We start from the raw sequence: 24,573 nt of genomic DNA on the forward strand, positions 1-24,573 counted from the left end.
CCTCCGAGGTGCCCGGCCAGGGCGACGGAGGCCCGCAGCCGGTTGTCCACAGGCATGGTTCGTGGTCCACATCACCCCGAGCCCGGTGGCGGCCCCCGCCCGGACCCGGGGTAGGGTGCCGGAGACAGGCAGTTCCTTTAACACCGTCCAGTGAGGCGGGGAAGGAGTGGCCCGGATGAGCTCCGGCACAGGTGTGCCCGGCGGCGGTGGTGGATCCACCGTGGTGCTGGGTGAGCAGGATGTGGCACGCGCACTGACGCGCGTCGCGCACGAGATCCTGGAACGCAACAAGGGCGGCGCCGACGTCGTCGTCCTCGGCATCCCGACCCGGGGTGTCCCGCTGGCGCAGAGGTTGGCCGAGCGACTCGCGGCGGTCGAGCCGGGCGTGGTCGCCGAGCAGATCGTCGGTGCGCTGGACGTGACGATGTACCGCGACGACCTGGCGCAGCATCCCACCCGGGCGATCGGCCGCACGGTCGAGCCGCCGGCCGGGATCGACGGCCGCGTGGTGGTCCTGGTGGACGACGTGCTGTTCTCCGGCCGGACGATTCGTGCGGCGCTGGACGCGATCAACGACCTCGGCCGGCCAAAGGCGGTGCAGCTGGCGGTGCTGGTCGACCGCGGTCACCGCGAGCTGCCGATCCGTGCCGACTACGTGGGCAAGAACCTGCCGACCTCCACCGCCGAGCGGGTGCGGGTGCTGCTGGCCGAGTCCGACGGGTCGGACGCGGTGCTGATCGAGGGGGGCGAGTGATGCGTCACCTGCTGAGCACCACCGACCTGGACACCGCGGCCGCCGTGCACGTGCTGGACACCGCGAGCCAGATGGCGGCGACCCAGGGCCGGCAGATCAAGAAGCTGCCCACCCTGCGCGGTCGCACCGTGGTGAACCTGTTCTTCGAGGACAGCACGCGGACCCGGATCAGCTTCGAGACCGCCGCCAAGCGGCTGAGCGCCGACGTGATCAACTTCGCCGCCAAGGGGTCCAGCGTGTCGAAGGGGGAGTCCCTCAAGGACACCGCTCTGACCCTGGAGGCGATGGGCGCGGACGCGATCGTGATCCGGCACCAGGCATCCGGCGCCCCGCACACCCTGGCCCACGCGGGCTGGACCGAGGCGGCGGTGCTGAACGCCGGTGACGGGACCCACCAGCACCCGACCCAGGCGCTGCTGGACGCCTTCACCATCCGGCGGCACCTGAAGGGCACCGCGGCGAACCGGGACGGGGTGGGCAGCGACCTGTCGGGGCTGCACATCGCCGTGGTCGGGGACGTGCTGCACTCCCGGGTGGCCCGGTCCAATGTCGACCTGCTGCACACCCTGGGTGCCCGGGTCACGGTGGTGGCCCCGCCCACCCTGCTGCCGGTCGGGATCGAGCCGTGGCCGTGCGCGGTGTCCTACCACCTGGACGAGGTGCTGGCCGATCGGCCGGATGCGGTGATGATGCTGCGGGTGCAGCGCGAACGGATGTCGACGTCGGGCGGTGGGTTCTTCCCCGGTCCGCTGGAGTACACCCGGCTGTACGGCCTGGACGCCCGTCGACTGGCGATGCTGCCGGAGCACGCGATCGTGATGCACCCCGGCCCGATGAACCGCGGGCTGGAGATCAGCGCCGACGCCGCCGACTCGCCGCGCTCGGTGATCGTCGAGCAGGTGGCGAACGGCGTCGCGGTCCGGATGGCGGCGCTGTACCTGCTGCTGGCGGGTGACGGCGACGCCACCGGCCAGGCCCGGACCCCCGCCGAACTCCTCGTCCCGACCACCCAGGAGGCCACCCGATGACCGCGTACCTGATCACGGATGCCGCACCGCTGGGCGAGGCCCGCACGGATCTGCTGCTGGACGACGGCATGATCCTCGCGATGGGTGCCGATGCCCGTCGCCGTGCCCCCGAGGACGCGGTCGAGATCGACGCGACCGGCCTGGTGCTGCTGCCCGGGCTGGTCGACCTGCACACCCACCTGCGCGAGCCGGGCCGGGAGGACGCCGAGACCATCGCCTCCGGCACCCGCGCCGCCGCGGTCGGTGGCTTCACCGCCGTGCACGCGATGGCGAACACCACCCCGGTGCAGGACACCGCGGGTGTCGTCGAGCAGGTGTGGCGGCTCGGCCGCGAGGCGGGCTGGGTGGATGTGCACCCGGTCGGCGCCGTCAGTGTCGGGCTGGCGGGGGAGCAGCTGGCCGAACTGGGCGCGATGGCCGACTCGGCCGCCGAGGTCCGGGTGTTCTCCGACGACGGCAAGTGCGTGCACGACCCGGTGCTGATGCGGCGGGCGCTGGAATACGTGAAGGCCTTCGACGGCGTGATCGCCCAGCACGCCCAGGAGCCGCGGCTGACCGAGGGCGCCCAGATGCACGAGGGGATCGTGTCGGCGGAGATCGGGCTGCAGGGCTGGCCAGCGGTCGCCGAGGAGGCGATCATCGCCCGGGACGTCCTGCTGGCCGAGCACGTCGGTTCGCGGCTGCACGTGTGCCACCTGTCGACCGCCGGGTCGGTGGAGATCGTGCGCTGGGCCAAGTCCCGCGGCATCGACGTCACCGCCGAGGTCACCCCGCACCACCTGCTGCTCACCGACGACCTGGCCCGTGGCTACGACCCGGTGTTCAAGGTGAACCCGCCGCTGCGCACCCAGGCCGATGTGGACGCGGTCCGCGAGGGACTGGCCGACGGCACCATCGACATCGTCGGCACCGACCACGCCCCGCACACCCGCGAGGACAAGGACTGCGAGTGGGCCGCCGCCGCCTTCGGCATGACCGGCCTGGAGACCGCGCTGTCCGTGGTGCAGCTGACCATGGTGGACACCGGCAAGCTGACCTGGGCGGATGTCGCCCGGGTGCTGTCGAGCACCCCGGCCCGCATCGGTCGGGTCACGGACCAGGGGCGGCCGATCGCGGTCGGTGAGCCCGCCAACCTGGTGCTGGTCGATCCGGCCGCGCGCCGGACGGTGGTGGCCCAGGAGCAGGCGACGGCGGCGAGCAACACCCCGATGCACGGGCGCGAGCTGCCCGGCCGGGTGGTGGCGACCTTCCTGCGCGGGCGGGCCACCGTGCTCGACGGGCAGCCACAGGACTCCGCGGTGTCCCGGCATGCCGCCGTGGGTGCCCGCTGATGCCCCCGGCCGTCTCGGTCACGATCCTGTGCGTCCTGGGTGCCGCCCTGCTGGTGCTGATGGTGGTGGGGTGGCGTCGACGGGTGCGGGCCACCTCCGACGTCGCGGCACCACCGACGACGCCAGCCGATCCGGGCGCGCCGCTGACCGACGAGCTGGTCGGCACCTACGTGTCCAGCACTCGCTCCGGCGACTGGTTGGACCGGATCGCCGCCCACGGCTTCGGGGTCCGCTCGGTGGTGGCCGTCCGGGTCTGGGACACCGGGGTCGAGCTGCGACGACGAGCGGCGCCGGATGTGTTCATCGCCCGGGCTGATCTGCTCGCGGTGGGCACCTCCGGCGGCATGGCCGGGAAGGTGGTCGGCGGCGACGGCCTGACGATCCTCACCTGGCAGCACGGCGCGCACCGGTTGGACACCGGCCTGCGACTGCGCCATCCGGCTGACGCGCTGACGTTGCGCGAGGCCGTCACGAACCTGATTGCACACACCAAGGAGACACGATGACGGACGCACTGCTGGTCCTCGAGGACGGGCGGACGTTCGCCGGGGAGGCCTACGGGGCCACCGGCGAGACCCTGGGCGAGATCGTCTTCAACACCGGGATGACCGGGTACCAGGAGACCCTGACCGACCCCAGCTACCACCGTCAGATCGTCGTGATGACCGCGCCGCACATCGGCAACACCGGCGTCAACGACGAGGACCCCGAGTCCGGGCGGATCTGGGTCGCGGGTTACGTGGTCCGCGATCCCGCACGCCGGGCGTCGAACTGGCGCTCGGAGCGGTCGCTGGACGAGGAGCTGGCCGCCCAGGGCGTGGTCGGGATCAGCGGCATCGATACCCGCGCGCTGACCCGGCACCTGCGTGAGCGGGGGGTGATGCGGGCGGCCATCGTCTCCGGCGACGCGCTGCTCGACGACTCCGGGCGCACCCGCACCACCGAGGACCTGGTCGCCCGCGTCCAGTCGTCCCCGCAGATGTCCGGCGCGGACCTGGCCGGCGAGGTCTCCACCGACCGGGCCTACGTGGTCCCGGCCCAGGGCGAGACCGTCGCCCGGGTGGCCGCGATCGACCTGGGCATCAAGGCGATGACCCCGGCGCGGATGGCCGAGCGCGGCATCGAGGTGCACGTCCTGCCGGCACTGTCGACCATCGAGGACGTGCTCGCGGTCGCCCCGGACGGGGTGTTCTTCTCCAACGGCCCCGGCGACCCGGCGGCCGCCACCCACGAGATCGAGCTGCTGCGCGCGGTGCTGGACCGCCGGATCCCGTTCTTCGGCATCTGCTACGGCAACCAGCTGCTCGGCCGGGCGCTCGGCTACGGCACCTACAAGCTGGGCTACGGCCACCGCGGGGTGAACCAGCCGGTGCTGGACCGCCGCACCGGCAAGGTGGAGATCACCGCGCACAACCACGGCTTCGCGGTCGACGCCCCGGTCGACGCGGTGTCCACCGCCCCCTACGACGACGGCCGCTACGGCCGGGTCGAGGTCTCGCACATCGACCTGAACGACAACGTGGTCGAGGGGCTGAACGCGCTCGACCTGCCCGCGTTCAGCGTCCAGTACCACCCGGAGGCGGCGGCCGGTCCGCACGACGCCGGGTACCTGTTCGACCGCTTCCTGGACCTGATGACCACCGCACAGCAGAACGAAGGGACGGACGCCTGATGCCGCGCCGCACCGACATCCAGTCCGTCCTGGTGATCGGCTCCGGCCCGATCGTGATCGGCCAGGCCTGCGAGTTCGACTACTCCGGCACCCAGGCGTGCCGGGTGCTCAAGGAGGAGGGCCTGCGGGTCGTCCTGGTGAACTCGAACCCGGCGACGATCATGACCGACCCGGAGTTCGCCGACGCCACCTACGTCGAGCCGATCACCACCGAGGTGCTGACCAGCATCATCGCCAAGGAGCGCCCGGACGCGATCCTGCCGACGCTGGGTGGGCAGACCGCGCTGAACGCCGCCATCGCCCTGGACGAGGCGGGCGTGCTGGAGCAGTACGACGTCGAGCTGATCGGCGCGAACATCCCGGCGATCCAGAAGGGCGAGGACCGGGAGCAGTTCAAGCAGGTGGTCGAGGTCTGCGGCGGCGAGTCCGCCCGGTCGGCCATCATCCACACCATCGACGAGGCGCTGGTCGCGGTCGAGGACCTGGGCTACCCGGTCGTCGTCCGGCCGTCCTTCACCATGGGTGGTCTGGGCTCCGGCATCGCCTACGACGAGGCCGACCTGCGCCGGATCGTGGGCCAGGGCCTGCACTACTCGCCGACCACCGAGGTGCTCCTGGAGGAGTCGATCCTCGGCTGGAAGGAGTACGAGCTCGAGCTGATGCGGGACAAGCACGACAACGTCGTGGTGGTCTGCTCGATCGAGAACGTGGACCCGGTGGGCGTGCACACCGGCGACAGCGTGACCGTCGCCCCGGCGCTGACCCTGACCGACCGCGAGTACCAGAAGCTGCGCGACATCGGCATCGCGGTGATCCGCGAGGTCGGCGTGGACACCGGCGGCTGCAACATCCAGTTCGCCGTCGACCCGCGCACCGGCCGGATCATCGTGATCGAGATGAACCCCCGGGTGTCGCGGTCCTCCGCCCTCGCCTCCAAGGCCACCGGCTTCCCGATCGCCAAGATCGCCGCCCGGCTCGCGGTGGGCTACACCCTGGACGAGATCCCGAACGACATCACCGGCTCCACCCCGGCGTCCTTCGAGCCGACCCTGGACTACGTCGTGGTCAAGGTGCCGCGGTTCGCCTTCGAGAAGTTCCCGGCCGCCGACCCGACCCTGACCACCACCATGAAGTCGGTCGGCGAGGCGATGGCCCTGGGCCGCAACTTCACCGAGGCACTGGGCAAGGCGCTGCGCTCGATCGACAAGAAGGGCACCAACTTCCACTGGGACGGCGACGCGCTGACCGGTGCCGAGCTGGACGCCCTCAAGGGCACCCTCGCGCGGCCGACCGAGCACCGCCTGGTGGACGTCCAGCAGGTGCTGCGCGCCGGGGTGAGCGTGGACGAGGTCTACGACATCACCGGCATCGATCCGTGGTTCCTGGACCAGATCCAGCTGATGAACGAGGTCGCCGCCGAGACCGCCGCTGCCACCGAGCTGAACCGCTCGGTGCTGGCGAAGGCGAAGCGGCACGGCCTGTCCGACGCCCAGATCGCCTCGCTGCGGAACATGAGCGAGGACGTGGCCCGGGAGGTGCGGCACGCCCTGGGGCTGCGCCCGGTGTTCAAGACGGTGGACACCTGCGCCGCCGAGTTCGCCGCCAGCACGCCGTACCACTACTCCTCCTACGACGAGGAGACCGAGGTCGCGCCGCGCACCCGTCCGGCGGTGCTGATCCTGGGCTCGGGCCCGAACCGGATCGGTCAGGGCATCGAGTTCGACTACTCCTGCGTGCACGCCACCCTGGCGCTCAAGGGCGAGTACGAGACCGTGATGGTCAACTGCAACCCGGAGACGGTGTCCACCGACTACGACACCGCCGACCGGCTGTACTTCGAGCCGTTGACCTTCGAGGACGTGCTGGAGGTCTACGAGGCCGAGCGCGCCGCCGGACCGGTCGCCGGCATCATCGTCCAGCTCGGCGGCCAGACCCCGCTGTCGCTGGCCCAGCGGCTCGCCGACGCCGGACTGCCGATCCTGGGCACCAGCCCGGAGGCAATCGACGCCGCCGAGGACCGCGGGGTCTTCGGTGGGGTGCTCGCCGAGGCGGGTCTGCCCGCCCCGGCCTTCGGCACCGCGACCAGCCTGGCCGCCGCCAAGGCGACCGCCGAGCGGATCGGTTACCCGGTGCTGGTCCGGCCGTCCTACGTCCTCGGCGGGCGCGGCATGGAGATCGTCTACTCCGCCGAGCAGCTCACCGAGTACGTGGAGCGGGCACTGGCCGACGCCGCGCAGTCGGGTCGGGCACACATGCCCCCCCTGCTGATCGACCGGTTCCTGGACGACGCGATCGAGATCGACGTGGACGCGCTCTACGACGGCACCGAGCTCTTCCTCGGCGGCGTGATGGAGCACATCGAGGAGGCCGGTATCCACTCTGGCGACTCGGCCTGCGTGCTGCCCCCGATCACGTTGTCCGCGACCGAGCTGGAGCGGATCCGGGTCTCCACCGAGGCGATCGCCCAGGGGGTGGGCGTCCGTGGCCTGATCAACATCCAGTTCGCCCTGGCCTCCGACGTGCTCTACGTCCTGGAGGCCAACCCGCGGGCCTCGCGCACAGTGCCCTTCGTGTCCAAGGCGACCGGTGTGCCGCTGGCCAAGGCGGCCGCCCTGGTGATGACCGGCAAGTCGATCGCCGGCCTGCGCGCCGCCGGGGTCCTGCCCGCCACCGACGCCCGGGTGATCGACCTGGACGCACCGATCGCGGTGAAGGAGGCCGTCCTGCCCTTCAAGCGGTTCCGCACCGCCGACGGCACCGCGGTGGACACCGTCCTCGGCCCGGAGATGCGCTCCACCGGTGAGGTGATGGGCTTCGACTCGGACTTCCCGACCGCCTTCGCCAAGTCGCAGGCGGCCGCCTTCGGCGGGCTGCCCGAGTCCGGCACCGTCTTCATCTCGGTCGCCGACCGGGACAAGCGCTCCATCGTGTTCCCGGTGAAGCGGCTGTCGGAGCTGGGCTTCACCATCCTGGCCACCGAGGGCACGGCGTCGGTGCTCAAGCGCAGCGGGATCAGCTCGACCGTGGTCCGCAAGAACTCGGCGGGCCGCGGCCCGGCGGGGGAGCCGACCATCGTCGACCTGATCTCCTCCGGTGAGGTGGACATGGTGATCAACACCCCGTCCGGCCAGGGCTCCCGGGCCGACGGCTACGAGATCCGCGCCGCCACGACCGCCGCCGATAAGGCGATCGTCACGACGGTGCAGCAGTTCTCCGCCGCGGTCCAGGCGATCGAGGCTGCCCGCTCCGGTCCGTTCGCGGTCGCGTCGTTGCAGGAGCACGACCTGGCCCGGGCGGCCCGGTGAGCGCCTTCGGGGCGCGCCTGGCCGCGGCGATGGACCAGCACGGGCCGCTGTGCGTCGGCATCGACCCGCACGTGTCCCTGCTGCACGACTGGGGTCTGACCGACGACGCCGCCGGGCTGCGCGGCTTCGCGCTGACGGTGCTGGACGCGGTCGCTGGACGGGTCGCGGCGGTCAAACCCCAGGCGGCGTTCTTCGAGCGGCACGGTGCGGCTGGACTCGCGGTGCTCGAGGAGGTGATCGCCGCCGGCCGCCAGACCGGCACCCTGGTGATCGTCGACGCCAAACGCGGCGACATCGGCTCGACGATGGGGGCCTACGCCGACGCCTTCCTGCGGGACGGCTCGCCGCTGGCCGGTGACGCGCTCACCGTGTCGCCGTACCTCGGCTTCGGGTCGTTGTCCCCGGCGGTGCAGGCGGCCCAGGCCGCCGGTCGCGGACTGTTCGTGCTGGCGCTCACCTCCAACCCGGAGGGCCCGGCCGTGCAGCACGCCCGGGACGAGCAGGGCATCGCGGTGGCCGACCGGATCGCCCGGGAGGCGGCCGCCCTGAACGGCGCCGAGATCGCCGCCTCCGGCGCCCGGCTCGGCTCGGTCGGCCTGGTGGTCGGCGCGACTATCGGCGACGCCGCCCGGCGTCTGGGCGTCGACCTGCCCGCCGTGCGCGGCCCGCTGCTCGCGCCGGGCGTGGGTGCGCAGGGTGCCGGTGCGGCGGAGCTGGCGGCGGTGTTCGGCGAGGCGCGGGCCGACGTGCTGGCGTCGTCCTCCCGCGGGGTGCTGACGGCCGGGCCGGACATCGCGGACTTGCGTCGGGCGGCGGCCCTGGCGAGCGCCGAGGCGCAGCGCGCACTGCGCTGAACCCGGTCCGATCCGGGTGCGGGGCGTCGACTCGGCCCCCCGCACCCGGCTCACCTGCGGCTGCACGGATCCTTGGTCGGCGCTGTGACGTGCCACACCGCGGATTGCGTGCCACTATCGACCGATGAGGCCGTCCGGCGCCGCCCGGTCGGGGGTGAACGACCGGTCTCATGCGTTGTCCCGCAGACCAGCGACGAGAAGGTGACTGACGTGGCACTTCCGACTCTCACTCCCGAGCAGCGCGCCGCAGCCCTCGAGAAGGCAGCGGCGGCCCGCCAGGCCCGAGCCGAGGTCAAGAACAAGCTGAAGTACTCCCAGGGCAAGCTCTCCGAGGTCATCGCCCAGGGCCAGAAGGACGAGGTCATCGGCAAGCTCAAGGTGCTCGCCCTGCTCGAGTCGCTCCCCGGAGTCGGTAAGGTCAAGGCACGCCAGATCATCTCCGAGGTGGGCATCTCGGAGACCCGGCGGGTGCGCGGCCTCGGCCCGCACCAGGTGAAGGCGCTGGTCGACCGCTTCGGGTGAGTCGCGGTGGCGTCGGATCGACCATTCGCGCCGCACGAACCAGGAGCACCCCATGACCCGACCCCACGCCCGGCTGACAGTGCTGGCCGGACCGACTGCCGTGGGCAAGGGCACCGTCTCGGCCGACCTGCGGGCGCGTTACCCGCAGGTGTGGCTCTCGGTCTCCGCGACGACGCGCAGCCCGCGGCCCGGCGAGGTGGACGGGGTGCACTACCACTTCGTGTCGCCGGAGGAGTTCGACGCCATGGAGGCCAGTGGCGAGATGCTGGAGACGGCGCTCGTGCACGGCCGCAATCGCTACGGCACCCCCCGGCGGCCGGTCGAGGAACGACTGGCCGCCGGGGAGCCCGCGTTGCTGGAGATCGACCTGCAGGGGGCGCGCAAGGTGCGCGAGACCATGCCGGACGCCCAGTTCGTGTTCCTGGCACCGCCGTCCTTCGACGAGCTGGTGCGCCGGCTGGTCGGTCGCGGCACCGAGGACGCGGAGGAGCGTGAGCGTCGGCTCGCCACCGCCCGGGTCGAGCTGGCAGCCGAGTCCGAGTTCGATCACGTGATCGTCAATGACGACGTGCACCGGGCCACCGACGAGCTGGTGTCCCTGATGGGGCTGCCGGTTGCGCCGACCGAGTAGACTGCTCGGCGAATCCTGTCTCGATGTTGGGGAGAACCGTGTCCGGAACTGTCGCCGAGCCCATCGGCATCACCGACCCGCCGATCGACCGCCTGCTGGAGCGTTCCGACTCCAAGTACGCGCTGGTCATCTACTCGGCCAAGCGGGCGCGTCAGATCAACGCGTACTACGCCCAGCTGAACGAGGGTCTGCTCGAGTATGTCGGCCCGCTGGTGGAGACCCGCCCGCAGGAGAAGCCGCTGTCGATCGCCATGCGTGAGATCGACGCCGGTCTGCTGACCGCGCAGCACCCCGAGGACTGAAAGTCCCCAGCATGCGCATCGTCCTCGGTGTGGCCGGGGGGATCGCGGCCTACAAGGCTGCCCTGATCCTCCGTCTGCTCACCGAGTCCGGCCACGACGTCCGCGTCGTCCCGACCCGTGCCGCCCTCGAGTTCGTGGGCCGTGCCACCTGGGAAGCCCTCTCCGGGCACCCGGTGAGCACCGAGGTGTTCGAGGACGTCGCGGACGTTCCGCATGTCCGGCTCGGTCGGGAGGCCGAGCTGGTGATCGTGGCTCCGGCTACGGCCGACCTGCTGGCGCGCGCCACCCACGGCCGCGCCGACGACCTGCTCACCGCGACCCTCCTCACCGCCACCTGCCCGGTGGTGATGGCGCCGGCGATGCACACCGAGATGTGGCAGCACGCCGCGACCCGGGCGAACGTCGCCACCCTGCGCGAGCGGGGTGTCCTGGTCATCGAGCCGGATTCGGGTCGCCTGACCGGTGCTGACACCGGGCCCGGTCGCCTGCCCGAGCCGGAGGCGATCGTCGCGGCGGCCCTGGCGGCCGTGCACACCGGTGGGCGCCGCGATCTGACCGGCCTGCGGGTGACGATCTCCGCCGGCGGCACCCGTGAGCCGTTGGACCCGGTGCGGTTCCTCGGCAACCGGTCCTCCGGGAAGCAAGGGGTCGCCCTGGCCCGGACCGCCCTCGCCCGCGGTGCGGAGGTGACGCTGGTCGGCGCGAACCTCACGGTGCCCGCCCCGGCCGGTGTCGCGCTGGTGTCCGTCGAGTCGACCGCCGAACTGCGCGAGGCGATGCACACCGCGGCGCAGCGGGCCGACGTGGTGGTGATGGCGGCGGCGGTCGCCGACTTCCGGCCCGCGGCCCATGCGTCGCACAAGATCAAGAAGCAGCCCGACGGCACCGTCCCGCCGCTGGAGCTGGTGCAGAACCCGGACATCCTGGCCGAGCTGGCTGCCACCAGGTCCGTGCCCGGACAACTGGTGCTGGGCTTCGCCGCGGAGACCGGTGACGAACACGGCGACGTGCTCGACCACGGCCGTGCGAAGGCGCTGCGCAAGGGTGCCGACCTGCTGGCGGTGAACCAGGTGGGCGTCGGTGTCGGCTTCGGGACGGCGGAGAACACGGTGACCCTGCTGGACGGCTCCGGCATCGAGGTCGGGGGCGCCTCGGGCAGCAAGGACACCGTCGCGCACGCGATCTGGGATGTCGTCGCGGACCGAATGGCGCAGTAGGCACCGAGCAGTGCGCCGCATTCGTTAGCCTGTCGCCCATGACCGATGCCGCGATGCGCCTGTTCACCTCCGAATCCGTCACCGAGGGACACCCGGACAAGATCTGCGACCAGATCTCCGACGCGATCCTGGACGCGATGCTGGAGCAGGACCCGTCCGCCCGGGTCGCCGTCGAGACGATGGTGACCACCGGCCTGGTGCACGTCGCCGGTGAGGTCACCACCAGCGCCTACGTGGAGATCCCGCAGATCATCCGTGACGTGGTGCGCGGCATCGGCTACACCTCCTCGGACATCGGCTTCGACGGCGACTCCTGCGGTGTGTCGGTGTCCATCGGCCAGCAGTCGCCGGACATCGCCCAGGGTGTCGACAAGGCGCTGGAGGCCCGCCAGGACGCGAGCGACCACGACCCGCTGGACCTGCAGGGCGCCGGCGACCAGGGTCTGATGTTCGGCTACGCCAGTGACGACACCCCGAGCCTGCTGCCGCTGCCGATCTGGCTGTCGCACCGGCTGGCCGAGCGCCTGACCCTGGTGCGCAAGGAGGGGATCGTCCCCGGCCTGCGCCCCGACGGCAAGACCCAGGTCACGGTGGCCTACGACGGCGACCGTGCGGTGAAGATCGACACCATCGTGCTCTCCACCCAGCACGACCCGGACGTGCGCCTGGAGGACCAGCTGGTCCCGGCGATCGCCGAGCACGTGGTCAAGCCGGTGCTCGAGGCGGCGAACCTCGACATCGACACCTCCGACTACCGCCTGCTGGTGAACCCCACCGGCACCTTCGTGGTCGGTGGGCCGCAGGGCGACGCCGGTCTGACCGGCCGCAAGATCATCGTCGACACCTACGGCGGCATGGCCCGGCACGGTGGCGGCGCGTTCTCCGGCAAGGACCCGTCGAAGGTCGACCGCAGCGCCGCCTACGCGATGCGCTGGGTGGCCAAGAACGTGGTGGCCGCCGGTCTCGCCAAGCGCTGCGAGGTCCAGGTCGCCTACGCGATCGGCAAGGCCCAGCCGGTCGGGCTGTACGTGGAGACCTTCGGCACCGGCACCGTCTCCGACGAGCAGCTGACCGCCGCCATCCGCGAGGTCTTCGACCTGCGTCCCGCGGCGATCATCCGGGACCTGGACCTGCTGCGTCCGGTGTACCGCAAGACCGCCGCCTACGGGCACTTCGGCCGTGACCTGGCCGACTTCACCTGGGAGCAGACCGACCGGGTGGACGCGCTGCGCGCCGCCATCGGCTGATCGAGGAACGGAGCGCGGCTGCGTGAGCGACGGCCCCCGGGTGGAGCAACCCACCCTCGATGGGCTGTCGGCTCCGCGGCCGCGTCGCCGGGTCCGGGCCCGGGACATCGAGGTCGAGCCCGCCGCCGACCTGCCGGTCGCCCGGGTCGCGGTGGAGCTGTCCCCGGCGCACCTGGACCGCAGCTTCGAGTACCTGGTACCCGCCAAACTGGCCGACACCGCACTGCCCGGCGTCCGGGTGAAGGTCCGGTTCGCCGGTCAGGACGTGGACGGCTTCGTGCTGGACCGCGTGGCGGAGCCCGAGCACGACGGTGCCCTGATGCCGCTGCGCCGGGTGGTCGCCGCCGAACCGGTGCTGACCCCGGCGGTGGCCCGGCTCGCCCGGGCGGTGGCCGACCACTACGCCGGGACGCTGCCGGACGTGCTGCGGCTGGCGGTGCCGCCCCGGCACGCGCGGACCGAGGCCGAGGTGCCGGGATCGACTCCGGAACCGGAGCCGGCCGGCGCGCAGGACCGGATCGAACCGTCTGCCGTGACCGACCGCGCCTGGCAGCCCTACCGGGGTGGCCCGGCGTTCCTGCGTCATCTGCGTGAGGGTGGGGCACCCCGGGCCGCCTGGGTCGCTCTTCCCGGCCCGGCGGGGGAGACCTGGACCGACGCGGTGGCCGAGGCCGTGCTGGCCACGCTGGCGGGTGGCCGGGGCGCCCTGGTCGTGGTGCCGGATGCCCGGGACGTCGACCGGGTGTGCGCGGCGCTGGAGTCCGTGGGCGTTCCGGCCTGGGATCCCACGCAGCCGGACACCAGCCATGTGCGCCTGATGGCCGACGAAGGTCCGGCCCGTCGCTACCGGGCGTTCCTCGCGGTGCTGCGGGGTCGGGCGCGGGTGGTCGTCGGGACCCGGGCGGCGGCGTTCGCGCCGGTGCGCGAGCTGGGGCTGGCGGTCTGCTGGGACGACGGCGACGATCTGCACGCCGAGCCGCGCGCGCCGTATCCCCATGTCCGGGAGGTGCTGGCGCTGCGTGCCGAGCTGGAGGGCGCCGGGCTGTTGCTCGCCGCCCACGGTCGCTCGGTGGAGACGCAGGCGCTGGTCGCCTCGGGATGGGTGCGGGAGGTGGCGGCGGACCGGGCGGAGGTGCGTCGCCGCACACCCCGGGTACGCGCCCTCACCAGCGTCGAGCTGGCCCGGGAGGGTCCGGCCGCCGCCGCACGGCTGCCCGGGCCCGCCTGGCGCACGATCCGCGAGCGCCTCGCCGACGGTCCGGTGCTGGTGCAGGTGCCGCGCGCCGGGTACCTGCCGGTGGTGGCCTGCGCCCGGTGCCGGTCGGTGGCCCGGTGCACCGTCTGCCACGGGCCGTTGCAGCTCGGGTCGGCGCAGGCGACCCCGCAGTGCGGGTGGTGCGGTCGGCTGGCGACCGACTGGCGCTGCGACCACTGCGGGCACACCGCGTTCAGGTCGGTGTCGGTCGGGTCGGACCGCACGGCGGAGGAGCTGGGACGCGCGTTCCCGGGGGTCACGGTGCGCACCTCGGGCGCCCGGTCGGCGACCGGGGTACTGGCCGGGGTGCCCGACCGTCCGGCCCTGGTGGTGTGCACGATCGGCGCTGAGCCGGTGGCCGAGCGAGGTTACGCGGCGGCGGTGCTGCTGGACGCGGCGGTGAGCACCGGGTCGACGTCGCTGCGCGCCACCGAGGAGGCCCTGCGCCGCTGGCTGGCGGCCGCAGCGCTGGTGCGCGCGGAGGGTCAGGTGCTGCTGGTCGGTGATGGCGCCGAGCGGCCGACCCAGGGACTGGTGCGCTGGGACCCGGCGGGGTTGGCGGAACGCGAGCTGGCCGAGCGGGTCGAGGTCGGCTTGCCCCCGGCGGTGCGGGTGGCCGAGCTGGTCGGCGAGCGCGGTGCCGTGCGCCAGGTGCTCGACCGGGTGGCGCTGCCCCCGGGCGGTGACGTGCTCGGACCGGTGCCGGTGCAGGACGCCGAACAGCCGGTCGGCGACGGGCCGGTGCAGCTCACCCTGGCGGGCTCGGAGGACGAGCTCGTGGTGCGTGCCCTGGTGCGGGTGCCGGTGACGGCCGGCCGCGAGCTGGCCCGTGCGCTCGGCGCGTCCATGGCAGTGCGCAGCGCTCGTCGGGAACTCGGTGCAGTCCGGGTGCGGCTCGATCCACGGGAGATGCTGTGACGGCGGTGCTGTTCGACCTCGGGAACGTGCTGGTGCGCTGGGACGCGCGGTCCGCCTTCGCCGGGTCCTACTCCGCGGCGGAGGTCGACGCGTTCCTCACCGCTGTCGACTTCCCGGCCCTGAACCTGGCGCAGGACGCCGGTCGGCCGTGGGCGGAGGCCCGGGCGACGATCGCCGACCCGGCGCACCGGGTGATGCTCGACCACTACGTGACCCACTTCGACCGTGCCCTGCCGGGTCCGGTCCCGGGCAGCGCCGAGCTGGTGGACGCGCTGATCGCCGCCGGGGTGCCGGTGTTCGGTCTGACCAACTGGTCGGCGGAGACCTTCCACCACGCGGTGCCCGCCGCCCCGGCGATCGGTCGCCTCGCCGACGTGCTGGTGTCCGGCCGGGAGGGCCTGGTCAAACCGGACCCCCGGATCTACCGGCTGGCGGGCGAGCGGTTCGGGCTGGTGCCCGGGGAGACCGTCTTCGTGGACGACAGCGCGCGCAATGTCGAGGCGGCCGTGGCCGAGGGCTTCGACGGGGTGCTGTTCACCGACGCGCGGGCGCTCCGGGTGGAGCTGGTCGCGCGCGGGGTGCTCCCCGGCCGGTGAGGGCGCGGGCCGCCGCGGATCGCTGTCGGTCCGGTGCGGTGCGGTGCTGGGTTGATACGGGTCGGTACGGGTTGGTACGGGTCGGCGCGGGCGCCGGCGGGTGGTCGCGGCGACCCCGCTGGCGACCGGAGCGCCGCATCCGCCCTAGGATCGTCGGGTGCGCCTGATCTTCGCCGGAACGCCCGCGGTGGCGCTCCCGTCCCTGGAAGCCCTGCTCGCCTCGCGGCACGAGGTGGTGGCGGTCATCACCCGACCCGCCGCCCCCGCCGGACGGGGCAAGAAGTTGCGGCCCAGCCCGGTCGCCGAGCGGGCCGAGGCCGAGGGCATCGAGGTGCTGACCCCGACCACGCCCCGGGACCTGGAGTTCCAGGCCCGGCTGCGTGACCTGGCGCCGGACGCGATCCCGGTGGTCGCCTACGGCGCGCTGGTGCCCGCCGACCTGCTCGCGCTGCCCGTCCACGGTTGGATCAACCTGCACTTCTCCGTGCTGCCCGCCTGGCGCGGGGCCGCGCCGGTGCAGTACGCCGTGATGGCCGGGGACGAGGTCACCGGTGCCAGCACGTTCCTGCTGGAGAAGGGCCTGGACACCGGGCCGGTGTTCGGCACCCTGACCGAGACGATCCGGCCCCGGGACACCGCGGGTGACTTGCTGGAGCGGCTGTCGGTGGCCGGTGCGGAGCTGCTGGTGCGCACCCTGGACGCGATCGAGGACGGCATCGTCTCGCCGGTGCCGCAGCCGGGCGAGGGGATCAGCTTGGCACCGACCCTGAGCGTGGCCGACGCCCGGGTCCGCTGGACGCATCCGGCGCTGGCGGTCGACCGGCGGATCCGTGGCTGCACCCCGGCGCCCGGCGCATGGACCAGCCTGCCGGACGGTTCCCGCCTCGGCCTCGGCCCGGTCACGCCCGCGCCGGAGGTAACGGACCTCGCGGCCGGTGAGCTGCGCGTGGGGCGCCAGGACGTGTGGGTCGGCACCGCGTCCCACGCCGTCCGGCTGGGCGAGGTGCGCCCGGCGGGGAAGAAGGCGATGAACGCGGCGGACTGGGCGCGGGGTGCCCGGCTGGGTGAGGGCGTGCTGCTCGGCATGCGGGAGAACGACGACGCGGCCGGACCCGGTGCGGGTGCGGAGGCGCAGGCGTGACCGGCCGCTCGGGTGGCGCCGGCGGGCAGCGCCGTTCCGGCGGTCAGGACGGACAGCGCCGGGGACCCCGGCAGTACACCGCCGCCGCCCCCTCCCAGCGACGTCGCAGCACTGACCCGGCCCGCGCCGTCGCCTACGACGTGCTGCGCACCGTGGCCGAGTCGGACGCGTACGCGAACCTCGTGCTGCCGCCGCTGTTGCGGGAGCGGAACATCACCGGCCGGGACGCGGGCTTCGCCACCGAACTCGCCTACGGCACCCTGCGACTGCGCGGACGCTACGACGCGGTGATCGAGCAGGCCGCCGGACGCGAGCCGTCGGCGATCGACGAGCCGGTGCTGGACGCGCTGCGGTTGGGTGCGCACCAGGTGCTCGGCATGCGGGTCCCGGCGCACGCGGCGGCCTCGGAGACCGTGGGTCTGGTGCGGGAGCGCTCGGGTGCCGGGGCTGCCCAGTTCGCCAACGCCGTGATGCGCCGGATCACCGAACGCGATCTGGACACGTGGCTGGAGCTGATCGGCGACGCGGCGGGGGAGGACGCCGTCGCCCGGTTGTCGGTGGTGGAGTCGCACCCGGCCTGGGTGACCCGGGCGCTGCGGGAGGCGCTGCTCGGTCACGGCCGGTCGGCGGACGAGCTGGCCGCGCTGCTGCACGCGGACAACGCCGCGCCCCGGGTGACCCTGGTGGCCCGCCCCGGTCTGGTGGAACGGGACGAGCTGCTGGCGCAGGCGGGCACGGCCGAGGCAGGTCGGTACGCCCCGACGGCGGTGACCCTGGCTGGGGGCGACCCGGCCGCGCTGCGTCTGATCCGATCCGGGCGCGCCGGAGTGCAGGACGAGGGCAGCCAGCTGGTGGCCCTCGCCCTGGCCGAGACGCCGATCGACGGGCCGGACGAGCGGTGGCTGGACCTGTGCGCCGGACCCGGGGGCAAGGCGGCCCTGCTGGCGGCGCTGGCGGCCACCCGGGGTGCCCGCCTGGTCGCCAACGAGGTGCAGCCGCACCGTGCCCGGCTGGTCACCCAGGCGCTGACCGCCGTGCCGGCCGAGGCGGTCGATCAGGTGCGCACCGGTGACGGGCGTCAGGTCGGTGACGACGAGCCGGGTGGCTATGACCGGGTGCTGTTGGATGCGCCCTGCACCGGCCTGGGCGCGCTGCGTCGGCGCCCGGAGTCGCGGTGGCGGCGCACCCCGGCCGACCTGGCAGCGCTGACCGCCTTACAGCGGGAACTGCTGGTCAGCGCGCTGCGGGCGGTCAGGGTCGGCGGCGTGGTCGGCTACGTCACCTGCTCGCCGGTGCTGGCCGAGACCCGGCTCGCGGCGCTGGACGGTGTTCGGGCGGCGACCAAGGCCGGTCTGGAGGTCGAACGCCTGGACGCCCGGGCGGCCCTGCACCGGATCGCGCCGGAGCTGGACCTGCCGGAGCGGGACGACGCGCAGTTGTGGCCGCACGTGCACGGGACGGATGCGATGCACCTGACCCTGCTGCGCCGGGTGGGCTGAGCCGGTCCGCTGCAACCGGTGCGCTGAGCCAGGGCCCGCGAGGGTGGCTACCCTGGCCGCATGCGCGCCCTGATCAGTCCCAGCATCCTGTCCGCCGACTTCACCAACCTCGAGCGCGACCTGCACCGGATCGCCCGTGCCGACTACGCGCACGTGGACGTGATGGACAACCACTTCGTGCCGAACCTGACCATCGGGTTGCCGGTGGTGAAGCGGATCGCGGAGGTGTCGCCGGTGCCGATCGACGTGCACCTGATGATCGAGGACGCCGACCGCTGGGCGATCGAGTACGCCACGGCCGGTGCCGCGTCGGTGACCTTCCACGCCGAGGCGACCCAGGCGCCGGTGAAGCTGGCCCGTGAGCTGCGGGCCGCCGGTGTGCGCGCGTCGGTCGCGCTGCGTCCGGCCACCCCGGTGGAGCCGTTCATCGACCTGCTCGGCGAATTCGACATGGTGCTGGTGATGACGGTCGAGCCGGGCTTCGGCGGCCAGTCGTTCATCGACGGCACGCTGCCCAAGGTGCGCCGGCTGCGGGCGGCGATCGAGGAGCAGGGGCTGGACACCTGGATCCAGGTCGACGGCGGGGTGTCCCGGTCCACGGTGGCGACGGTGGCGCAGGCCGGGGCGAACATGCTGGTCGCCGGATCGGCCGTCTACGGAGCCGAGGACATCCCGGCGGAGATCGACACCCTGCGCGCGATGGCGGACGAGGCACTGGCCGCCCGCTGAGCCGGACCGCCGCGGGAACAGAACCGTGTGGCATCCTGTTCCGCAGTAACGAGCACGTGCTCCGGGGTCGGTGAAATTCCGAGCCGGCGGTGAAAGTCCGCGACCCGGGTCTGATCGAGGCAACTCGTGAGGATCCGGTTGATCCGGTGGAATTCCGGGACCGACGGTCAAAGTCCGGATGGGAGGAGTCGTGCCGGTGTACGCCCAGTGGGGCGTGCGCCGGGGCTGCGCACCCCTGTGCGCCCGCCCGCCGACCCCGGAGCCAGACGGACCGGGAGGCACGGGTGGCCACGATCAGCGACCAGGCGGCGATGACGCGCGCCGTGGAGCTCGCGTTGCGCGGACCCGCCGCCGGGCCGAACCCGCGGGTGGGCTGCGTGCTGCTGCGCGACGGCGTGGTGATCGGCGAGGGCTGGCACCGAGGGGCCGGGACCGCGCATGCCGAGGTCGATGCGCTGTCCGGGCGGCAGCCGGTCCCAGGCGGCCGACCGGCGAACTCCGTCGACGCCCGCGGTGCCACCGCCGTCGTCACCCTCGAACCGTGCGCCCACACCGGACGCACCGGACCCTGCACCCAGGCGCTGATCGACGCCGGGGTCGCCCGGGTCGTGATCGCCGTCCCGGACCCGAACCCGGTCGCGGGCGGTGGCGCCGCCCTGCTGCGGGCCGCCGGCATCGAGGTGGTCGTCGGGGTGGGCGCCGAGCAGGTCGAGGCGATGCTGGAGCCGTGGCTGGTCGCCGTGCGGCGGGGCCAGCCGTTCGTCACCCTGAAGCTGGCCACCACCCTGGACGGTCGGGTCGCTGCCGCCGACGGCAGCAGTCGGTGGATCACCTCGCCGGAGTCCCGGGCCCACGCTCACGCGCTGCGAGCCGAGGTGGACGCGATCCTGGTCGGCACCGGCACCGCCCTGGCGGACCGCCCTGCACTGACCGCCCGCACCCCGGACGGTTCCCCGGCCGCGCACCAGCCGCTCCGCGTGGTGCTCGGCGACCGGGCCGCACCGGGGGACTGGCTGCGGATCACCGGCCACGACCCGGCGGCCGCCCTGGCGGTGCTGGCCGAGCGCGAGGTCAGGCACGTCCTGGTCGAGGGCGGCCCCACCGTCTCGGCGGCGTTCCTGCGCGCGGGTCTGGTGGATCGGGTGCTGACCTACGTCGCGCCGGTGCTGCTCGGGGCCGGGCGGTCGGCGGTCGAGGACCTCGGGATCGGCACCCTGGCCGACGGACTGCGGCTGGCGACCGAGGACGTCCGTCGCCTGGGCCCGGACGTGCTGGTCAGCGCCCGGGTACGCCGCGAGGACGACGTGCGGGGACGACACGACAGCGAGGAGACGCACTGATGTTCACCGGGATCGTGGAGGAGGTCGGCGCGGTGCTGGCCTCGGCCGACGGACGGCTGCTGATCCGTGGCCCGCTGGCCGCCTCGGACGCGGCGCACGGCGACTCGATCGCCGTCGACGGGGTCTGTCTGACCGTGACCGACCTGCCCGGCGACGGCAGCTTCGCCGTCGACGTGATGCCGGAGACCCTGCGGCGCACCGCCCTGGGTGCCCTGAGCGCCGGTGCCCCGGTGAACCTGGAGCGGTCCGTGCGGGCCGACACCCGGCTGGGCGGCCACGTGGTGCAGGGCCATGTCGACGGGGTCGGCGTGGTGCTGTCCCGCGATCCGGCCGATCGCTGGGACACGGTGCGGGTCGGTCTGGATCGGGCGCTGGCGCGGTTCGTGGCGGAGAAGGGCGCGATCACCGTGTCCGGGGTGTCGCTGACGGTGACCGCTGTCGGCGACGACTGGTTCGAGGTCGGGTTGATCCCCACCACCCTGGCCGCGACCACGCTGGGCACCCTCGCGGTCGGTGCGCCGGTGAATCTGGAGGTGGACGTGCTCGCCAAGTACGTGGCCCGGCTGCTGGAGACCCGCCCGTCGGACGCCGGGTCGACGGACACCGGACGAACGGGGGAGCGGTGATGAGCCGGGGGACGGTGGAGCAGGCACTCGAGGCGCTGCGGGCCGGTCGACCGGTGCTGGTCGCCGACAACCCGGACCGGGAGAACGAGGCCGATGTCGTCCTGGCGGCCGAGTCGGCGACCGCCGAGTGGGTGGCCTGGACGATCCGGCACTCCTCGGGCTACCTGTGCGCCCCGATGACCGCCGAGCGTGCCGACGCGCTGAACCTGCCGCTGATGGTCCCGTCCAGCCAGGACCCGCGACGGACCGCCTACACCGTGACCGTGGACGCGGCGGTCGGCGTGACCACCGGCATCTCCGCCGCCGACCGCACCCGGACCCTGCGGGTGCTCGCTGATCCGCGCAGCGGCGCCGACGACCTGATCCGCCCGGGGCACGTGCTGCCGTTGCGCGCCGTTCCCGGCGGGGTGCTGCATCGGGCCGGGCACACCGAGGCGGCGGTCGACCTCTGCCGACTGGCCGGGTTGACCCCGGTGGCCGCGATCGCCGAGCTGGTGCACGACGACGGGACGATGATGCGCCTGTCGGACACCCTCGCCCTGGCCGCCCGCGAAGACCTGGTGGTGCTGACCATCAGCGACCTGATCGCCTGGCGCACCGAGCACGGCGACCTGCCCGCGGCGGAGTCGCCGGTCGAGCAGCCCCGGGTGCACCGCAGCGCCGAGGCCGTGCTGCCGACCCGGCACGGTGACTTCCGGGTGATCGGCTACCGCGACCTGCGCACCGGCGCCGAGCACGTGGCCCTGGTCGCGGCCGGGGGATTGGCCGCGGCACCGGTGGTCCGGGTGCACTCGGAATGCCTGACCGGCGACGCCTTCGGCTCCACCCGGTGCGACTGCGGCCCGCAGCTGGACGAGTCGCTGGCGATCGCCGCCGCCGAAGGGGGCGTGGTGGTCTACCTGCGGGGGCACGAGGGCCGCGGGATCGGGCTGCTCGGCAAGATCGCCGCCTACGCGTTGCAGGACGCCGGACGGGACACCGTGCAGGCGAACCTGGACCTGGGCTGGCCCGCCGACCGGCGCGAGTACGGCGCCGCCGCCGCGATCCTGGCCGACCTGGGCGCCGATGACATCACGCTGCTGACCAACAACCCGGCCAAGGTCGCCGGGCTGACCGCGCACGGGCTCCGGGTCGCCGGGGTGCGCGGCATCGAGGTCGGCCGTACCCCGCAGAACGAGGCCTACCTGCGGACCAAGGCGCGGGCGATGGGGCACCTGCTGCCCGGCCTGGACCGAGCGCAGGACGAACTGATCGAGGAGAGGGACTGATGAGTGGTGCGGGTGCGCCGTCGCTGACGGTGAACGGCAAGGGTCTGCGCGTGGTGGTGGTCGCCGCGAGCTGGCACACCCAGGTGATGGACGGTCTGCTCGCCGGGGCACGCCGGGCGTTGGACGAGGCCGGGGTGACCCGGGTGACCGAGATCCGGGTCCCGGGCAGCTTCGAGCTGCCGGTCGCCGCCGCGCGGGCCGCTCGCTCCGGAGCCGACGCCGTGATCGCGCTCGGCGTGGTGATCCGCGGTGGCACGCCGCACTTCGACTACGTCTGCCAGGCGGCCACCAACGGGCTGACCGACGTGGCGGTGAGCACCGGGGTGCCGGTCGGCTTCGGGTTGCTCACCTGCGACGACGAGGCGCAGGCGCTGGACCGGGCCGGACTGCCGGGCTCGCACGAGGACAAGGGCGCCGAAGCGGCGGAGGCGGCGATCGCCACCGTGGTCGCCCTGCGCGCGCTGTGACCGGGGTGTTCGGCTGGCTGTTCGACGCCCAGCTGGTGATCGCCGGGCACGCGGTGCTCTGGCGCGAGGTGATCGGCAACCTGTTCGGCCTGGCCTCGGCACTCGGCGGGATGCGCCGCAAGGTGTGGGCCTGGCCGGTCGGGATCGTCGGCAACGTGCTGCTGTTCACCGTCTTCCTCGGTGGGGTGTTCCACACGCCGCAGGATCGCGACCTGTACGGCCAGGCAGGTCGGCAGGTGTTCTTCGTGGCGGTGGCGATCTACGGCTGGATCCGGTGGCGGCAGACCCAGCGGTCGGGCGCCGAGGGTGCCCCGGCGGTCGTCCCGCGCTGGGCGGGGGTGCGCGGCTGGGTGCATATCGTGCTGATCGGGGTGATCGGCACCGTCGTCTTCGCGCTGATCTTCCGTGCGCTCGGGTCGTGGGGGCCGTGGGCTGATGCCTGGATCTTCGTCGGGAGCTTCCTGGCGACCTACGGCATGGCCCGCGGCTGGATCGAGTTCTGGCTGATCTGGATCGCGGTGGACGCGGTCGGGGTGCCGTTGCTGCTCTCAGCCGGGTACTACCCGTCGGCGGTCCTGTACCTGGTGTACGCCGGAGTGGTGATCACCGGCTTCGTGGTCTGGTGGCGAGCCCGGGGCGAGGGACAGCCGCAACAGGTCACGGCCGCGGGCGGTGTCGAGGGGTGAGCGACGAACCGTCTACTCTGACTCGCGTGAAGACCTTCGACTCGCTGTTCGCAGAGCTGTCCGACAAGGCGATCACCCGGCCGGAGGGCTCGGGGACCGTGCGGGAGCTGGACGCCGGGGTCCATGCGATCGGCAAGAAGATCGTCGAGGAGGCCGCCGAGGTCTGGATGGCCGCCGAGCACGAGGGCGACGAGCGCACCGCGGAGGAGATCTCCCAGCTGCTCTACCACCTGCAGGTGCTGATGGTCGCCCAGGGGCTGACCCTCGACGACGTCTACGCCCACCTCTGATCACCCCCGCCTGACCGCACAGACAGGACACCCACCCGTGCTGAGGATCGCCGTCCCCAACAAGGGCTCGCTCTCCGAGCCCGCCGCCGCCATGCTGACCGAGGCGGGCTACCGCCAGCGCCGCGACTCCCGCGAACTGGTCCTGCCCGACCCGGACAACGGCGTCGAGTTCTTCTTCCTGCGTCCCCGTGACATCGCGGTGTACGTCGGCACCGGCACCGTCGACGTCGGGATCACCGGCCGCGACCTGCTTCTGGACTCCGCCTCGCCGGCCACCGAGCACCTGCAGCTCGGCTTCGCCCGGTCCACCTTCCGGTTCGCCACCCAGGCGGGCACCATGACCGACGTCCAGCAGGTCGCCGGTCGCCGGGTCGCCACCTCCTACCCGGTGCTGGTCGCCGACTACTTGCGCGGTCAGGGCGTCGAGCCCGCCGAGGTGGTCCGCCTCGACGGTGCCGTGGAGACCGCGATCCGGCTCGGCGTCGCCGACGTGATCGCCGATGTGGTCGAGACCGGCACCACCCTGCGCGCCGCCGGGCTGGAGGTGTTCGGCGAGCCGATCCTGAAGTCCGAGGCGGTGCTGATCCGCCGCACCGAGGGCACCGAGCCGGTCGGGCTGGATGTGCTGACCCGCCGGTTGCAGGGCGTGCTGACCGCCCGTGAGTACGTGCTGATGGACTACGACGTGCCGGTCTCCCTGGTCGACCAGGCGGTGGCCGTCACCCCGGGCCTGGAGTCGCCGACCGTGTCCCCGCTGCACAACGGCGAGTGGGCTGCCGTGCGGGCGATGGTGCGGCGCTCGGAGACCAACCGGGTGATGGACACCCTCTACGACCTGGGCGCCCGGGCGATCCTGGTCACCTCCATCCACGCCTGCCGGCTCTGAGGCCCGCGG

At 73.2% G+C, this 24,573-nt stretch carries 24 protein-coding genes and 1 riboswitch; all 24 genes read left to right on the forward strand.

What is annotated here, in order from left to right:
• Window positions 1-175 precede the first annotated feature (175 nt).
• The 24 genes from pyrR to hisG all read left to right on the forward strand — a co-directional run bounded on the left by pyrR (window position 176) and on the right by hisG (window position 24,564).
• Window positions 176-754, forward strand: coding sequence for a bifunctional pyr operon transcriptional regulator/uracil phosphoribosyltransferase PyrR (gene pyrR / locus HGK68_RS07550; protein WP_169165410.1), 579 nt, complete (start codon window positions 176-178; stop codon window positions 752-754).
• Window positions 754-1,782: an aspartate carbamoyltransferase catalytic subunit gene (locus HGK68_RS07555; RefSeq protein WP_169165411.1), complete on the forward strand. Its 1,029-nt coding sequence runs from the start codon at window positions 754-756 to the stop codon at window positions 1,780-1,782. The genes pyrR and HGK68_RS07555 overlap by 1 nt, the downstream gene beginning before the upstream one ends.
• Entirely contained in the window at window positions 1,779-3,113 is a 1,335-nt protein-coding gene (locus HGK68_RS07560) for a dihydroorotase (protein WP_169165412.1), read from the forward strand. Before HGK68_RS07555 ends, HGK68_RS07560 begins: the two co-directional genes overlap by 4 nt.
• Entirely contained in the window at window positions 3,113-3,619 is a 507-nt protein-coding gene (locus HGK68_RS07565) for a PH-like domain-containing protein (protein ID WP_169165413.1), read from the forward strand. The genes HGK68_RS07560 and HGK68_RS07565 overlap by 1 nt, the downstream gene beginning before the upstream one ends.
• Window positions 3,616-4,785 carry a glutamine-hydrolyzing carbamoyl-phosphate synthase small subunit gene (gene carA / locus HGK68_RS07570; RefSeq protein ID WP_169165414.1) on the forward strand — a complete coding sequence of 390 codons (1,170 nt, stop codon included), beginning with the start codon at window positions 3,616-3,618 and terminating at the stop codon, window positions 4,783-4,785. The genes HGK68_RS07565 and carA overlap by 4 nt, the downstream gene beginning before the upstream one ends.
• Window positions 4,785-8,090 (forward strand): carbamoyl-phosphate synthase large subunit, encoded by a 3,306-nt coding sequence (gene carB, locus HGK68_RS07575; RefSeq protein ID WP_169165415.1) that lies wholly within the window; start codon window positions 4,785-4,787, stop codon window positions 8,088-8,090. Before carA ends, carB begins: the two co-directional genes overlap by 1 nt.
• A 29-nt stretch (window positions 8,091-8,119) precedes the next feature.
• Window positions 8,120-8,944 carry an orotidine-5'-phosphate decarboxylase gene (gene pyrF / locus HGK68_RS07580; protein WP_246260713.1) on the forward strand — a complete coding sequence of 275 codons (825 nt, stop codon included), beginning with the start codon at window positions 8,120-8,122 and terminating at the stop codon, window positions 8,942-8,944.
• Between the two features lie 210 nt (window positions 8,945-9,154).
• A complete protein-coding gene (gene mihF, locus HGK68_RS07585) occupies window positions 9,155-9,466 on the forward strand; it encodes an integration host factor, actinobacterial type (RefSeq protein ID WP_169165417.1) in 312 nt (103 codons plus the stop codon).
• Window positions 9,467-9,518: 52 nt separating this feature from the next.
• Window positions 9,519-10,097, forward strand: a complete 579-nt coding sequence (gene gmk, locus HGK68_RS07590; protein ID WP_206155826.1) for a guanylate kinase — start codon at window positions 9,519-9,521, stop codon at window positions 10,095-10,097.
• A 38-nt stretch (window positions 10,098-10,135) separates the two neighbouring features.
• A complete protein-coding gene (gene rpoZ / locus HGK68_RS07595) occupies window positions 10,136-10,399 on the forward strand; it encodes a DNA-directed RNA polymerase subunit omega (RefSeq protein WP_168629020.1) in 264 nt (87 codons plus the stop codon).
• An 11-nt stretch (window positions 10,400-10,410) separates the two neighbouring features.
• The gene (gene coaBC / locus HGK68_RS07600; protein ID WP_169165419.1) at window positions 10,411-11,616 is read left to right on the forward strand and encodes a bifunctional phosphopantothenoylcysteine decarboxylase/phosphopantothenate--cysteine ligase CoaBC; all 1,206 of its coding nucleotides are present in this window, start codon (window positions 10,411-10,413) and stop codon (window positions 11,614-11,616) included.
• 38 nt (window positions 11,617-11,654) lie between these two features.
• Window positions 11,655-12,863, forward strand: coding sequence for a methionine adenosyltransferase (metK, locus tag HGK68_RS07605; protein ID WP_169165420.1), 1,209 nt, complete (start codon window positions 11,655-11,657; stop codon window positions 12,861-12,863).
• Window positions 12,864-12,885: 22 nt separating this feature from the next.
• Window positions 12,886-15,036 carry a primosomal protein N' gene (locus HGK68_RS07610; RefSeq protein WP_169165421.1) on the forward strand — a complete coding sequence of 717 codons (2,151 nt, stop codon included), beginning with the start codon at window positions 12,886-12,888 and terminating at the stop codon, window positions 15,034-15,036.
• Window positions 15,033-15,632 carry an HAD family hydrolase gene (locus HGK68_RS07615; RefSeq protein WP_169165422.1) on the forward strand — a complete coding sequence of 200 codons (600 nt, stop codon included), beginning with the start codon at window positions 15,033-15,035 and terminating at the stop codon, window positions 15,630-15,632. Before HGK68_RS07610 ends, HGK68_RS07615 begins: the two co-directional genes overlap by 4 nt.
• Window positions 15,633-15,789: 157 nt before the next feature.
• A complete protein-coding gene (fmt, locus tag HGK68_RS07620; protein WP_169165423.1) occupies window positions 15,790-16,773 on the forward strand; it encodes a methionyl-tRNA formyltransferase in 984 nt (327 codons plus the stop codon).
• Window positions 16,770-18,272, forward strand: a complete 1,503-nt coding sequence (locus HGK68_RS07625; RefSeq protein WP_169165424.1) for an RsmB/NOP family class I SAM-dependent RNA methyltransferase — start codon at window positions 16,770-16,772, stop codon at window positions 18,270-18,272. The genes fmt and HGK68_RS07625 overlap by 4 nt, the downstream gene beginning before the upstream one ends.
• A gap of 60 nt (window positions 18,273-18,332) precedes the next feature.
• Entirely contained in the window at window positions 18,333-19,001 is a 669-nt protein-coding gene (gene rpe, locus HGK68_RS07630) for a ribulose-phosphate 3-epimerase (protein ID WP_169165425.1), read from the forward strand.
• Window positions 19,002-19,053: 52 nt separating this feature from the next.
• Window positions 19,054-19,195: riboswitch (FMN riboswitch) on the forward strand.
• A 117-nt stretch (window positions 19,196-19,312) separates the two neighbouring features.
• Window positions 19,313-20,341 (forward strand): bifunctional diaminohydroxyphosphoribosylaminopyrimidine deaminase/5-amino-6-(5-phosphoribosylamino)uracil reductase RibD, encoded by a 1,029-nt coding sequence (gene ribD / locus HGK68_RS07635; protein WP_169167004.1) that lies wholly within the window; start codon window positions 19,313-19,315, stop codon window positions 20,339-20,341.
• A complete protein-coding gene (locus tag HGK68_RS07640; RefSeq protein ID WP_169165426.1) occupies window positions 20,341-20,967 on the forward strand; it encodes a riboflavin synthase in 627 nt (208 codons plus the stop codon). Before ribD ends, HGK68_RS07640 begins: the two co-directional genes overlap by 1 nt.
• Window positions 20,967-22,235, forward strand: coding sequence for a 3,4-dihydroxy-2-butanone-4-phosphate synthase (gene ribB / locus HGK68_RS07645; protein WP_169165427.1), 1,269 nt, complete (start codon window positions 20,967-20,969; stop codon window positions 22,233-22,235). Before HGK68_RS07640 ends, ribB begins: the two co-directional genes overlap by 1 nt.
• On the forward strand, window positions 22,235-22,702 hold the full coding sequence (ribH, locus tag HGK68_RS07650; protein ID WP_169165428.1) for a 6,7-dimethyl-8-ribityllumazine synthase: 468 nt from the start codon (window positions 22,235-22,237) through the stop codon (window positions 22,700-22,702). Before ribB ends, ribH begins: the two co-directional genes overlap by 1 nt.
• The gene (gene pnuC, locus HGK68_RS07655) at window positions 22,699-23,388 is read left to right on the forward strand and encodes a nicotinamide riboside transporter PnuC (protein WP_206155827.1); all 690 of its coding nucleotides are present in this window, start codon (window positions 22,699-22,701) and stop codon (window positions 23,386-23,388) included. The genes ribH and pnuC overlap by 4 nt, the downstream gene beginning before the upstream one ends.
• 26 nt (window positions 23,389-23,414) lie before the next feature.
• The gene (locus HGK68_RS07660) at window positions 23,415-23,678 is read left to right on the forward strand and encodes a phosphoribosyl-ATP diphosphatase (RefSeq protein WP_169165429.1); all 264 of its coding nucleotides are present in this window, start codon (window positions 23,415-23,417) and stop codon (window positions 23,676-23,678) included.
• 37 nt (window positions 23,679-23,715) lie between these two features.
• A complete protein-coding gene (gene hisG / locus HGK68_RS07665) occupies window positions 23,716-24,564 on the forward strand; it encodes an ATP phosphoribosyltransferase (protein WP_169165430.1) in 849 nt (282 codons plus the stop codon).
• Window positions 24,565-24,573: the final 9 nt, after the last annotated feature.

It is taken from the genome of Cellulomonas taurus (assembly GCF_012931845.1).
Taxonomy (GTDB): Bacteria; Actinomycetota; Actinomycetes; order Actinomycetales; family Cellulomonadaceae; genus Cellulomonas; species Cellulomonas taurus.